This window comes from Bacillus sp. CR71 (assembly GCF_003429245.1).
GTDB classification, from domain to species: Bacteria; Bacillota; Bacilli; order Bacillales; family Bacillaceae_G; genus Bacillus_A; species Bacillus_A thuringiensis_S.
In genome coordinates this window covers 1,749,836-1,763,586 of sequence record NZ_CP031748.1, presented here as the reverse complement: position 1 = coordinate 1,763,586, position 13,751 = coordinate 1,749,836, and the positions used below count along the sequence as shown (strand labels likewise).

Here is a 13,751-nt window from a genome sequence, read left to right as displayed (position 1 = left end):
CTTCTATTAAATAAGTAAATCAAACAAGATGGGATTTTTATTAAGCTCCATAAATTGAATATTATTTTCTTTAAAGCGAGTAATTAATTGCTCATAATCTTCTTTATGTTTCAACTCTACGCCGACTAACGCTGGACCATTTTCTTTATTATGTTTCTTAATGTATTCAAAGCGCGTAATATCATCTTCTGGTCCTAATCCTTTATCAAGAAATTCTCTTAGCGCACCTGAACGTTGCGGGAATTCAATAATGAAGTAATGTTTTAATCCTTCGTAAATGAGCGAACGTTCTTTCATTTCTTGCATTCTATCAATATCGTTATTTCCACCACTTAGCGTGCATACAACTGTTTTACCCTTTATTTCATCTCTATATAAATCAAGCGCTGCAATAGATAGTGCACCAGCCGGTTCAGCTACAATTGCATTTTTCTTATACAGTTCTAAAATCGTCGTACAAACTTTTCCCTCTGGTACTAAAACAATGTCATCAATTACATCTTTACAAGTTTCAAATGTTAACTTTCCTACTTTTTTAACAGCTGCTCCATCAACAAAACTATCTATTTTCTCTAATGCGACATTTTCATTTTGAAGAAAAGCCTCTTTCATAGATGCAGCTCCCATCGGCTCTACACCAATAACCTTTGTAGCAGGACTAACACCTTTCACATATGTACCAACACCTGATGCTAACCCACCACCGCCGATTGCCGTAAAGATATAGTCAACCGATTTCTCCATATCATGCATAATTTCAACTGCAACTGTCCCTTGACCAGCAACTACATACGGATCATCAAACGGATGAACGAACGTCATTCTATTTTCTTCACAATAGCGCTGTGCTTCTTGGAAAGAGCTATCAAATGTATCACCAACTAATACGATTTCCGCAAAATCACCACCGAAAAATTGTACTTGTGATACTTTTTGTTTAGGTGTTGTCGTCGGCATGAAGATTTTTGACGCAATCTTCAATAAATTACACGTATAAGCAACTCCTTGCGCATGATTACCAGCGCTCGCGCATACAACACCGTTTTGTAATTGTTCTTTTGATAAACTTTGAATTAAATTGTACGCACCACGAATTTTGAAAGAGCGAATCAATTGTAAGTCTTCTCGTTTTACATAAACGTCACAATCATATTTCTCAGATAAAACTGTATCACGTTGTAACGGTGTTTTAATAACGATATCTTTCATGCAATTATGAGCCATTAAGATATCTTCAATTTTCACTCTCTCCTTTACCTTCTGCACCATTATATATCATCCTTATCTCTTTTAAATTGGCTCAATCAAAATCCGGGATTTTTAGAACTGCACCTGTATTCGCCGATGTTACCATCTGTGCATAACGTCCAAGCCAGCCAGTTTTCACTTTCGCTTCTGGTCGTTTCCATTCTTTTTTACGCTTATCTAATTCTTCATCACTAACTCTTACTTCTAGCAAGCGTTCTTCAACATCAATACATACAATATCCCCTTGTTCAAGAAGTGCAATCGTTCCACCCGCAGCTGCTTCTGGTGAAATATGTCCTACTGAAATACCACGTGAAGCACCCGAGAAACGACCATCCGTTAATAGCGCAACATCTGCACCTAATCCCATTCCAGCAATCGCTGAAGTTGGCGCTAACATCTCTGGCATACCAGGGCCACCTCTTGGTCCTTCATAGCGAATAACAACTACATCGCCTTTCTTCACTTTTCCAAGCATAATGCCCGCAAGCGCCTCATCTTGTGAATTAAAAATAACGCAAGGTCCTTCAAAACGCTTTACCTCTGTTGCACCGCTTTTAATAACCGCTCCATCTTTCGCAAGGTTTCCTTTTAATATACGTAATCCCCCTTCTTCACTATGAGGGTTTTCGAGAGAATGAATAACTTCCTTATCTTTAATCTCTGCATGAGCAATGTTTTCTCTTAACGTCTGCCCGGTAGCCGTTATTCGGTCTAGATGAAGCACCCCTTCTTTTCGGCTCATCTCTTTCAAAATTGCACTAATCCCGCCCGCTCGATCAATATCTTCCATGTGCCAATTGGAAGCAGGGCTTACTTTACATAAATGTGGTACACGTCTTGAAACGGCATCAATGCGATTCATATCGTAATCTAAACCCGCTTCTTGTGCGAGAGCTAATGTGTGCAATACTGTATTCGTTGATCCACCCATTGCCATATCAAGCGCGAACGCATCATCAATCGCTTCTTCCGTTACGATGTCTCTTGGTTTAATATCTCTTTCAATTAAAATTTTTAATTTCTCTGCTGCTTGTTTAATTAACTCTTCACGTCTTGGATCAATTGCTAAAATACTCCCGTTACCAGGAAGAGCTAAACCTAACACTTCACATAAACAGTTCATAGAGTTCGCCGTAAACATTCCGGAACAAGAACCACAAGATGGACAGCCATGATCTTCAATATCCTTTAATTCTTCTTCTGAAATTTTCCCAGATTGATAAGCTCCTACTCCTTCAAAAACAGAACTTAAATCGACAACTTCTCCTTTAGATGTTTTTCCTGCTGCCATCGGGCCGCCTGAAACAAACACAGTCGGAATGTTAATACGTAGTGCAGCCATCATCATACCAGGTGTAATTTTGTCACAATTTGGGATACAAATCATACCGTCAAACCAGTGTGCATTTACAACCGTTTCTACTGAATCTGCAATAATTTCACGACTCGGAAGAGAATAACGCATACCGATATGTCCCATCGCAATACCATCGTCAACTCCAATCGTATTGAATTCGAATGGTACCATACCTGCCGCGCGAACTGCCTCTTTTACAAGTTTCCCAAACTCGTTCAAGTGCTTATGCCCTGGAATAATTTCAATAAAAGAATTACAAATCGCTATGAAAGGTTTATCAAAATCTTCATCTTTCAAACCAGTTGCTTTTAATAAACTACGGTGCGGCGCTTTATCAAAACCTTTTTTAATCATGTCACTTCTCATCTTGTCAAATCCCCTCTTACGTATTTTTCACTTACAATCACTTACTCTATTTTTTCACTAATTCTTTCGGTGCATGAATCCAGCTCATCATTTCACGAAGCTCTGCCCCTACTTTTTCTAACTGATGATTTCGCTCTGCTTTTTTCATCGCATTATACGTTGGACGCCCTGCTTGATTTTCTAAAATCCATTTCTTCGCAAATTCACCTTGCTGAATTTCTGTCAAAACACGCTTCATTTCCTTCTTCGTTTCATCTGTAACAATTCTCGATCCTGTTACATAATCTCCGAACTCTGCCGTATCTGAAATAGAATGGCGCATATTCGTTAAACCGCCTTCGTACATTAAATCAACAATTAACTTTAATTCATGCAAACATTCAAAGTATGCAATTTCAGGTCGATATCCACCTTCTGTTAATGTTTCAAAACCAGCTTTCACAAGCGCAGTTACCCCGCCGCAAAGCACTGCTTGCTCTCCGAATAAATCCGTCTCTGTTTCTTCTTGGAATGTCGTTTCAATTACGCCTGCACGTGTACAGCCTACACCTTTTGCATACGCAAGAGCTAAACTTAATGCTGTTCCTGTTGCATCTTGATGTACTGCCACTAATGCCGGAACACCATTTCCTTCTTGAAATACACGACGAACGAGGTGACCTGGACTTTTTGGCGCGACCATCGCTACATCTACGTAACTTGGCGGGTTAATTTGTCCGAAGTGAATATTAAATCCATGTGAGAAAAGTAACATTTGTCCTTCACGAAGATTCTCTTCTACCTCTGCTTTATACACATAAGCTTGCTGTTCATCTGGCAATAACATTTGTACAACTTGTGCGGTTCGAACCGCTTCTGAAACAGACATTACTTCAAATCCATCTGCTTTCGCTACTTCATACGACTTACCAGGACGAACACCAACTACAACTTCTACACCAGAATCACGTAAATTTTGTGCTTGCGCATGACCTTGTGATCCATAACCAACTACTGCAACAGTTTTTCCTTGTAATAACTCTACATTTGCATCTTTCTCATAATATGTTTTCATATTCCATACACTCCTTATAATTTATTTACTTGCAGTACATCAATTAATTTTTTCAACTGACTAACAAGTAATGTCGCTTCATTTTCAGTACAAACTGCTGTGAGTTTCATTTCAGAAACACCACTTGTATCTCTTTCATTTAAATGTAAAGAAGAAATATAATAACCACGCCGAGCAAAAATCCCACTTATACGTAATAAGACGCTTGGCTCGTTATGAATAACGAGTGAAAAAGTATGACTCATTCTTCCCACCTCTTCATAATCATTTCGTTATTCCCTTTGTTTGGCGGAACCATCGGAAATACGTTTTCACCTTCTTCTACACAAAAATCAACTACGGCAGGACCTTCATGAGCAAATGCTTCTAACATCACTTGTTTCGCCTCTGTTGAATTTGTCGCTCTTAATCCCTTCACTCCATAAGCTTCTGCCACTTTCACAAAATCTGGCGATCCAATTTTTGATTCTGATAAACGATTTTCATAAAACATTTCTTGCCATTGCCTTACCATCCCTAAAAATTTGTTATTTATGATAAATACTTTTACAGGGATGTTATTTTCAGCAATTGTTTGTAGTTCTTGAATGTTCATTTGAAAAGAAGCATCACCTGCAATACAAATGACAAGTTCTTCTTTTTTAGCTAGCTGAGCACCAATTGCTGCTGGAAAACCAAACCCCATTGTTCCTAATCCTCCAGAGGTAAGGAACGTCCGAGGTTTTCTTGCTTTATAGAAGTGAGCAGCCCACATTTGATGCTGTCCTACTTCTGTTGTGACAATCGCTTCACCATTCGTTAATTCACTTACTAAGTTGATCACATGCTGTGGTTTTAACTCAGATTCTTTTTGCTTATAAGAAAGTGGATATTCTTCTTTCCATGCCTTTACTTTCTGAAGCCATTCGTCTGTTTGTGTATAAATAGACATATGTAACAACATGTGTAACGCTTTTTTCACATCACCAACAATGGGATGCTCTACAGTTACATTTTTATGAAACTCAGAAGGATCAATATCAATATGTACTTTTTTCGAGTGCGGAGAAAAAAGTTCTAATTTTCCTGTTACACGATCATCGAAGCGAACACCTAATGCAAGTAGTAAATCACATTCTGCTACCGCCATATTAGCAGCGTATGTCCCATGCATACCAAGCATCCCTAAAAACAATGGATCTCCCGGTGGATATGCACCAAGTCCCATTAAAGTTGAAACGACTGGAATACGGTTCTCCCTTGCGAATTCAAAAAGTTCATCGGATCCACCTGAATGAATGACACCTCCCCCAATATAAAGAAGCGGACGCTTTGATTTTGAAATTGCTTTAGCTACCTCTCTAAGTTTCATGCTGTCTGGTACAAGTTCTGGTTTGTACCCCGGAATATCAACTTCTTCATTAAAGAAACTGGTGACTTTTGCATTTTGAACATCTTTTGGAATATCGATTAATACTGGTCCCGGGCGTCCGCTTTCGGCGATGTAAAAAGCTTCTTGCACAATTCGTGATACATGATTTACATCACGAACTTGGTAATTATGCTTCGTAACAGGTACTGTAATTCCGACAACATCCGCTTCTTGAAATCCATCTTTACCAATTAAAGGCGTTGCAACTTGGCCGGTAATGACAACTAAAGGAATCGAATCCATATAAGCGTCTGCTAAGCCGGTAACTAAATTTGTCGCCCCTGGGCCAGAGGTAGCAAAGACTACCCCGACCTTTCCAGAAGCTCTCGCATATCCTTCAGCCGCATGAATGGCAGCTTGTTCATGACGAGTTAAAACATGTTTCAAACCACTTTCGTATAACGCATCGTATACTGGTAAGATCGCTCCGCCTGGATAGCCGAAAACGGTCGTTACACCCAATTTCTTCAAACATTGAATCACGTGCCCAGCGCCTGTCATTTCTTCACACTGTAACTTCTCATACGCTGTATACTGCTGCTTCATTTCAATTAACTCCTCTCCTTATTTATGCTAAGCTTTCCGTCAGCCCGGGAACACGTACTCCTCTTTCTCTCGTTAATTTTTTAAATTCTTCGGTCAATTGTTTCGTTACACTTCCTGGTTTCCCATCTCCAATTTCTCTCGAATCAACTTTTACAACTGGAATTAACTCCGCTGCTGTTCCTGTTAAAAATACTTCATCCGCTACATATACATCATGGCGAGTGAATGGTCTTTCCTCACATGGAATACTCAGTCGTTCACATAGCTCGATAACACTATTTCTCGTAATACCTTCTAATGCTCCTAAATAGGATGGTGGGGTTAATACTTTTCCATCTTTCACAACGAAAACATTATCGCCAGAACCTTCACAAACATATCCTTGTTGATTTAACATAAGAGCCTCTAACACTCCTGCTTGTGCCGCTTCAATTTTTACAAGTACGTTATTTAAGTAGTTCATTGACTTAATGCGTGGATCTAATGCATCTGGCGTATTACGTCTTGATGCAACAGATACAACGCTTAATCCATTATCGTAAAATTCCTGAGGGAATAACTTTAATTGTTCTGCAATGATAATAACGCTCGGTTTCACACAACTTCTAGGGTCGAGCCCTAAGTCACCTTTTCCTCGTGAAACAATTAAACGAATGTAAGCATCCGCATACTCATTTTTTTGCAACGTTTGTAAAACTGCTTCTTCCATTTCGTCAACTGTCAGTGGGACTGTAAGTAAAATAGATTTTGCCGATTCATATAATCGTTTTACATGTTCTTTTAAACAAAATACATTTCCTCCGTAACTACGAATCCCTTCAAATACACCGTCTCCGTATAAAAAGCCGTGATCATATACTGAAACAACTGCCTTTTCTTTTTCTACAAATTCCCCATTCATGTAAATGTACTGGTTTCCCATCTCACATCGCTCCTCTTTTTTTCTCTATTTTTTGCAATCTATTTCTACATCGATTGCTGAGATGAGTATTTTTAACAGAATATTCAGTATATAAATATTAAAAATATACTCGTCTCAACAATCGATTACTTACATACTTGTAGCAATCCATTGCTGAGACGAGGGAATCGTGGTACCACTCAGCTTCCTTACACTTCTCACGAAATATAAGCTCTGCAAGTCCAATTAGACTTTTGTTTTTCTATCGGGAACAAACCCGCTACTTTTTACTAATTTTCAAAAGTAGTGCTCCGAGGTGATTTTCAATGAGTGCATTGTTACCACCCTCACAGCCTCGGGGCAGCTCTCTGAAACAATCTTTATCATTTACTCTCCTCTTCCACGCATTCTCTTATTCTATTTTCTAAAATAAAAACTCTCGCCTCAGCAATCAACTACTACAATTTAGTAGCTTTGATTGCTGAGGCGAGAGTTTCGCGTTACCACTCAGCTTCCTTATACTTCTCGCGAAATATAAGCTTCGTAGGTCCAATTAGACCCCCGTCCTTTTACCGGAGACGATGCCGCCGCCCTCTACTCAGTTTCCCTTTCGCAAGCGATGCTCCGAGGTGATCTTCAATGATTTGATTGTTACTACTCTCGCAGCCTTGGAGTAGCTCTCTGAAACGATCATAATCATCTACTTTCCTCTTCTTTGCATATACAACATATAAAGTTAGAAAATTTTTAATTAACTTTTATTTGTTACACGTATTATAGGACGTTGTTCTTTTCTTTGTCAACATGTTTTTTCAAAAAAAATCTAAATTCATTCTATTTATTTTTTCTCAAATCAAAATTGGAATGAATTACTTACATACACTCATATATTGCTTAAGTATGTTTGCACTACTACATAAAGAAAAATTTATGAGGAGATGAGAAAACTATGTTAAAAGGGAAAGTAGCGTTAGTTACAGGGGCAAGCCGAGGAATTGGACGAGCGATCGCTAAACGTTTAGCAAATGACGGTGCATTGGTTGCTGTTCATTACGGTAATCGAAAAGATGACGCTGAAGAAACTGTTCATGAAATTCAATCAAATGGTGGCCAAGCTTTTTCTATCGGCGCAAATTTAGAATCCTTACATGGTGTAGAAAACCTTTATAAAGCTTTAGATACTGAATTACAAAAGCGCACTGGTGAAACACAATTTGATATTTTAATAAACAATGCTGGCATTGGTCCTGGTGCTTTTATTGAAGAAACGACTGAACAATTTTTTGATAGAATGTTTTCAGTAAATGCAAAAGCACCATTCTTTATCATTCAACAAGCACTGCCACGTTTACGTGACAATAGCCGAATTATTAATATTTCATCCGCTGCGACCCGCATTTCTTTACCTGATTTTGTTGCATATAGTATGACGAAAGGCGCTATTAATACAATGACTTTTACACTAGCAAAACAGCTTGGAGCACGAGGAATAACGGTGAATGCAATACTTCCAGGATTTATTAAAACAGATATGAATGCAGAACTCTTGAGCGACCCGATGATGAAGCAGTACGCTACTACTATTTCCGCTTTCAATCGCTTAGGTGAAGTAGAAGACATTGCCGATACTGCTGCATTCCTTGCTTCTCCAGACAGCCGCTGGGTAACTGGACAATTAATTGATGTGAGCGGAGGATCTTGTTTATAAAAAACATATATTTTCAAATCTTTTTTATTGCGCAATAAAACAATTTATATAATACTATATAAAACATATACATTTAGGAGGATTACAGCAATGTCCGAAAAAACATACGAACTCGCAACCTTCGCAGGCGGTTGCTTTTGGTGCATGGTAAAACCATTTGATGAACTTCCTGGTATTCATAAAGTACTTTCTGGCTATGCAGGAGGTCATGTAGAAAACCCAACATATGAACAAGTAAAAGTTGGAACATCTGGACATTTAGAAGTTGTTCAAATTACATTCGATCCTTCTATTTTTCCTTATCAGAAATTACTAGACTTATATTGGCCACAAATCGATCCCACTGATGATGGCGGACAATTTTTTGACCGTGGTCCATCTTATCGTACCGCTATTTTTTATCATAACGAAACACAAAAAGGGCTTGCTGAAAAATCAAAACAAGCTCTTACAGAAAGCGGTATGTTTAAAGATCCAATCGTGACTGAAATTCGTCCTGCTGCACCTTTTTACGCAGCAGAGGAATACCACCAACATTTCTATAAAAAGAATCCAGAGAAATATGCTACTGAGCAAAAGGAATCTGGTCGTGAAGACTTTATTAAAGAAAATTGGCAAAAAAAATAATAAAAACGCATCGTGCTTTTTTAGTACGATGCATTTTTATTTTTGATAAAAGTACCATACAATTAATAGAACAATTGCTGTTAGTGACCAAAGTACTATCTCGTTTTTTACGCTATTCTTTTTCTTAGTCATTTCATTCCCTCCTAATAACAATTAAACATATTCAAGTTTTTCTTTGTTTAATTGTCCACCTTATATACGTGAATACATCCTTACAAATTCTAATAGCAAGACCACCAATAATTCCGATTGCAATTGAAATTACTAACATCTGTCCAAAACTAAAAGAATTTGTGTACGTTATGTAGAGAACGATACATATAAGTAAAACATCCGGTAAAGAAAGTAAAAACCTTTTAAGCATTCCTTTATCTCCTCTATACTTTATTTATATCTTCTACTGTAATTTTGAAATATAGTTTGTTCAAAAATTCCATTTAGACCCTCATTTTATGATAAATAATAAAAATCCCTTTTCAAAAGAGATTCTTATTCAGTAGATTTAAGTTTAATTATTTTCTACATATCCTATTCCATAATTACTCCTAAAATAGAATAATATTACTAATCATTTATTGTAAATTGACTATTTGCCAGGCGACCGAATGTCGCGCCAGCTACCTACATCGCATTGGCCAAATTCATTATTACCTACCGCTACCACCGTGCCGTCTGATTTTAGTCCGACTGTATGTGCACAACCAGCCGCTATCGCTACAATATCGCGCCAATCGCTTACGTTACATTGACCATACTCATTCCAGCCCACTGCCACCACGGTACCGTCTGATTTTAGTCCGATTGTATGATTCGTACCAGCCGCTATTGCTACAATATCTATCCAGCCACTTACATCACACTGGTTATGTTTATCATTCCCCACTGCCGTCACCGTACCGTCTCGTTTAAGACCAACAGTATGAAGATACCCAGCCTTGACCGCTACAATACCTCGCCAGCTACTTACATTGCATTGACCATATCGATTATTCCCCACAGTCGTCAATGTGTCGTCCAATTTAAGACCGACTGTATGCCAGTCACCCGCTGTGACTGCCACAATACCTTGCCAACTGCTTACATTGCATTCTCCTTCTTTATTTCGGCCCACCGCTACTACCGTGCCATCCGATTTCAGGCCAATAGTACGACGCCACCCTGCCGCAACCGCTACAATTTTATGCCAATCGTTTACATCACATTGTTCATGCTTATTCCAACCCACTGCTACCGCAGTACTGTCACATGTAAGACCGATTGTATGAGCATTACCCGTGTTCGTTGCCATATGAACATTGCCCACTGCGACTGCTTCAATATCTCGCCAGCCACTTACATTACATTCCCCTTCTTTATTCCGGCCCACCGCTACTACCGTGCCATCCGATTTCAGGCCAACTGTATGACAACGCCCCGCCGCTATCATATCTTTGGGCCATCGCTTCACTTTTTCTCTCGATAAAAGGTAATCCATGTTTTACCTCCTTGCATATAAGCAACTGTATCATAATAGATATTTTTATCAAATTTCATTATAAATCTACATTTACAAAGAAAGCTTATTTTACTTCTTCCAAAAATAAAAACCTCCAGTTTAAATACTAGAGGTTTTCTCGTTATTTCTTCAAGCGTTCAATAAAATCGTTCAATTTATCTAGCGATTTCATATTCTGATTGCAAGCTACACCATCTTTGCAAATGTAGTTTCCCTTTTTAACGAAAGTTCCTGGTACATCACCTTTAATTTCAACTAAAAACATCCCTACTTCTTCATGCCCATGACATAATGAACAAATACTTTTTTTATTTAAACTTTGGAACGTTCCTTGCAGACCAACAAACTTATTTTTATCATTTTTCGCTATAATAAATTTCCTGCTTGATCCTTTGTCAATCCAGCTTAAATAAGATAATTCTTTCATATCCAGTTCTTCCATATCGGGAAGTTTTAGCTTTTTTGCTTTAGGAAATAATTTTTTTAATGTTTGTGCTGTAACTTCTTGAAACGGAATTACATACGGATTTATTTTCATTAAAAATGATTCTGCATCTTCTCTATTTTGAACTGTTAATACCGTATCAATTAACTCTTTCTGTTCATCGGTTAAATTCTCAAATACATGTATTATCTTTTCGATCGCAAGTGATTTTAACGCTTGAATTACACCTCTATCGTTTGCCGTTGCATGCCCGTTTGCTAAAATATAAGCTTGTGATTTTATAAAATTATATTGATCACTTCTAATAAACGCTTCCATCTTTATCACTCCATACAAATTGTTGATCTAGTTTTATTGTATACAATGATTACGTTTTTTGATATGTAAAAGATAACTTAGAAACAAACATTACATACATCACTTATTCTCTACCGCTGCATTTCCTGACAAAAGAAGCCATCATCTGTTTTCCATTCCGCATATAATACGTCTTCAAATTTAGTAATTCCTTTTTGCTTTATTTGTTTATAAAGCCACCCTTCATCAAATCCTGCTTCCCTCAAATTATCCTTAACTACTTTCCCATCACTAATTAATGAAATTGGTAAGTAGACAGGCTTATGTTTTAAACTTAAATCATTTATAGTAGGAGATTCGTATTTACTTTTTTTCAGAACGCTTATGTTTCCATTAGGTTCCAATATCATATATTCAACTTCTCGGATTGAAAATATATCTTTTTGTTGCCTAAGCATTTGTTGTAATTGGTTTATATCCAAATGATTCGATTTTAATTGATCTCTGTCAATATATCCATTACGAATAATAATAGAAGGATATCCTTCAAAAAACCTTCTTGTCCCCCTATATTTTTGCGTTATCACTTCTATTGCGTAAATTAATACTGTCCATACTAGTACCGCATATAAAATGGACCAGACTTTCACTTCAGGGTCATATATCGTATTTCCAACCAATTCTCCGAGTACAATGGCAGAAATAAAATCAAAAGGTGTTAGCTGCGATATTTGTGTTTTCCCTAATATTTTAGTAGCAATTAATAAAACAAAAAAACCAACAAAAAGTTCTATCGTTATTTGTCCAAGATGATTCATATATGTTCACCTTTCTGCTTTTCACTCAAATGTTATGTATCCAATTTAGTAAAAAATGGCACATTGTCGCTATTATCATGTCCATTCACATCCAATAAATACAAAACAAAAAGAGTCTGATTCAAAGTAATATATGAATCAGACTCTTTTCCTCTTATTTAGAATACACAATCTTTTTAATCGTTTCCCCAGAAAGAAAATATTCTTCTGCAAGTTGATGAATAGCAATCCCACTTTTAAACGCTTCTTTAATTGCTTTATTTCTTTCATCTAGTTGTTTTCTTCCGCCAGATCGTGTACCCCATTTATAATGTTTCGTTTCTTGTTTCGGAATGTAAATTGTTTCACCTTGTATATACTTTTGAATTTCAGTAATTAAACTCTCTGGTAAAACAGCATTAGCTTTTACGTATTTCATTTCTGCTCGCCCCTTATTTTTTATGGTTCATTTCAATAAGGTGCAAAGCCAAATATAAAAAATGATACGAGCTCATATAGGCGATTGTATATTACTTGTCTACCTCACGCAAAGTATCGCCATTTCCATACTTGGCTTTGCATGAGACGTTGCAGTGTCTGGCAATTGAATTATAATCGCCATATAAACACCTCCTAATATACCTTTTGCATTTTATTATATGATAAAATCCCTCTCCTTGCATCTTCATACTTTTTCAGCAATAAATAATTAATTTTGATATAATACTTTTTATTGAATCAAAAATCATTGTGAGGTTACGTTATGAGGAAAAAAATTATCATTACAATCGTTACACTATTCTTTATTATCACGGCATTATTCGGAACATACAAATTGATGAACGCAAGAAGCTTTCAATTATTTGGAGATTTAACACAACGCGTAGAAACAAATGAAAAAGTGATCGCTTTAACTTTTGATGATGGCCCTACTAACAATGTAAAACAAATATTACCGTTACTAGATAAATACAACGCTAAAGCTACTTTCTTTTTAATTGGAAATGAATTAGAGAAAAGTCTATCATTAGGAGAAGCTATCGCGCAATCTGGGCACCAGCTTGGAAACCATACATATTCTCATAAAAGAATGATTTTCAAAACACCTTCTTTTATTAAAGATGAAATAGAAAAAACGAATTCATTAATCCGCCAAACAGGATTTACAGACGAAATTGATTTTAGACCGCCTAACGGAAAAAAATTAATTGGACTACCCTATTATTTAAATAAAAATAATATTGAAACGATTATATGGGATCTTGAGCCCGATACTTTTTATAAATCTGCGGCTGATAAAATTAAATATGTTAATAAAAATGTAAAACCAGGTTCTATCATTTTACTGCATTCTATGTATGATGAGTCTGATGACAATTTAAAAACGATTGAAGGTATTTTAGATTCTTTATCTAAGAAGGGCTATCAGTTCGTAACAGTAAATGAATTGCAAAAAAGAGCAAAATAAAAAGAAAGGTAGCGTATCTTTGTATGAT

14 protein-coding genes and 2 other annotated features are annotated in these 13,751 nt (G+C 36.8%); of the genes, 3 read left to right on the top strand and 11 right to left on the bottom strand.

Features of this window, described 5'->3' with window-relative positions:
- Nucleotides 1–6: 6 nt before the first annotated feature.
- The 6 genes from ilvA to ilvE are packed head-to-tail and all read right to left on the bottom strand — an operon-like array spanning nt 7 to nt 6,907.
- Nucleotides 7–1,269: a threonine ammonia-lyase IlvA gene (ilvA, locus tag DOS87_RS09155; RefSeq protein ID WP_000250342.1), complete on the bottom strand. Its 1,263-nt coding sequence runs from the start codon at nt 1,267–1,269 to the stop codon at nt 7–9.
- A gap of 31 nt (nt 1,270–1,300) precedes the next feature.
- Nucleotides 1,301–2,974 carry a dihydroxy-acid dehydratase gene (gene ilvD / locus DOS87_RS09150; RefSeq protein ID WP_001255822.1) on the bottom strand — a complete coding sequence of 558 codons (1,674 nt, stop codon included), beginning with the start codon at nt 2,972–2,974 and terminating at the stop codon, nt 1,301–1,303.
- Between the two features lie 46 nt (nt 2,975–3,020).
- Nucleotides 3,021–4,028: a ketol-acid reductoisomerase gene (gene ilvC, locus DOS87_RS09145; protein WP_000861150.1), complete on the bottom strand. Its 1,008-nt coding sequence runs from the start codon at nt 4,026–4,028 to the stop codon at nt 3,021–3,023.
- 14 nt (nt 4,029–4,042) lie between these two features.
- Entirely contained in the window at nt 4,043–4,273 is a 231-nt protein-coding gene (locus DOS87_RS09140; RefSeq protein WP_000019916.1) for an ACT domain-containing protein, read from the bottom strand.
- Complete coding sequence (ilvB, locus tag DOS87_RS09135) at nt 4,270–5,985, bottom strand: acetolactate synthase large subunit (RefSeq protein WP_098578043.1); 1,716 nt, start codon at nt 5,983–5,985, stop codon at nt 4,270–4,272. Before ilvB ends, DOS87_RS09140 begins: the two co-directional genes overlap by 4 nt.
- Before the next feature lie 22 nt (nt 5,986–6,007).
- The gene (ilvE, locus tag DOS87_RS09130; RefSeq protein ID WP_000528163.1) at nt 6,008–6,907 is read right to left on the bottom strand and encodes a branched-chain-amino-acid transaminase; all 900 of its coding nucleotides are present in this window, start codon (nt 6,905–6,907) and stop codon (nt 6,008–6,010) included.
- Between the two features lie 151 nt (nt 6,908–7,058).
- Nucleotides 7,059–7,298: a binding site (T-box leader), on the bottom strand.
- A gap of 67 nt (nt 7,299–7,365) precedes the next feature.
- Nucleotides 7,366–7,611: a binding site (T-box leader), on the bottom strand.
- Between the two features lie 224 nt (nt 7,612–7,835).
- On the opposite strand from ilvE, the gene DOS87_RS09125 reads away from it, so the two are divergent.
- Together DOS87_RS09125 and msrA are read left to right on the top strand one after the other, a co-directional pair.
- Entirely contained in the window at nt 7,836–8,594 is a 759-nt protein-coding gene (locus DOS87_RS09125; RefSeq protein WP_000911802.1) for an SDR family oxidoreductase, read from the top strand.
- A gap of 90 nt (nt 8,595–8,684) precedes the next feature.
- Complete coding sequence (gene msrA, locus DOS87_RS09120; protein ID WP_001291896.1) at nt 8,685–9,221, top strand: peptide-methionine (S)-S-oxide reductase MsrA; 537 nt, start codon at nt 8,685–8,687, stop codon at nt 9,219–9,221.
- Nucleotides 9,222–9,384: 163 nt separating this feature from the next.
- Here the strand turns inward: msrA and DOS87_RS09115 are convergent, their stop codons facing one another.
- The 5 genes from DOS87_RS09115 to DOS87_RS09095 form a co-directional block, all read right to left on the bottom strand.
- A complete protein-coding gene (locus DOS87_RS09115; RefSeq protein ID WP_000919319.1) occupies nt 9,385–9,585 on the bottom strand; it encodes a hypothetical protein in 201 nt (66 codons plus the stop codon).
- Nucleotides 9,586–9,807: 222 nt separating this feature from the next.
- On the bottom strand, nt 9,808–10,695 hold the full coding sequence (locus DOS87_RS09110; RefSeq protein ID WP_208730241.1) for an RCC1 domain-containing protein: 888 nt from the start codon (nt 10,693–10,695) through the stop codon (nt 9,808–9,810).
- 142 nt (nt 10,696–10,837) lie between these two features.
- A complete protein-coding gene (locus DOS87_RS09105; protein WP_000387067.1) occupies nt 10,838–11,479 on the bottom strand; it encodes a FusB/FusC family EF-G-binding protein in 642 nt (213 codons plus the stop codon).
- A 110-nt stretch (nt 11,480–11,589) separates the two neighbouring features.
- Complete coding sequence (locus DOS87_RS09100; protein ID WP_001015971.1) at nt 11,590–12,276, bottom strand: DUF421 domain-containing protein; 687 nt, start codon at nt 12,274–12,276, stop codon at nt 11,590–11,592.
- A gap of 154 nt (nt 12,277–12,430) precedes the next feature.
- Nucleotides 12,431–12,694: a CD3324 family protein gene (locus tag DOS87_RS09095; RefSeq protein ID WP_000878325.1), complete on the bottom strand. Its 264-nt coding sequence runs from the start codon at nt 12,692–12,694 to the stop codon at nt 12,431–12,433.
- 324 nt (nt 12,695–13,018) lie between these two features.
- Here DOS87_RS09095 and DOS87_RS09090 point away from each other — a divergent pair, with 324 nt between their 5' ends.
- The gene (locus DOS87_RS09090; RefSeq protein ID WP_001227581.1) at nt 13,019–13,723 is read left to right on the top strand and encodes a polysaccharide deacetylase family protein; all 705 of its coding nucleotides are present in this window, start codon (nt 13,019–13,021) and stop codon (nt 13,721–13,723) included.
- The last annotated feature ends 28 nt before the right edge of the window (nt 13,724–13,751 follow it).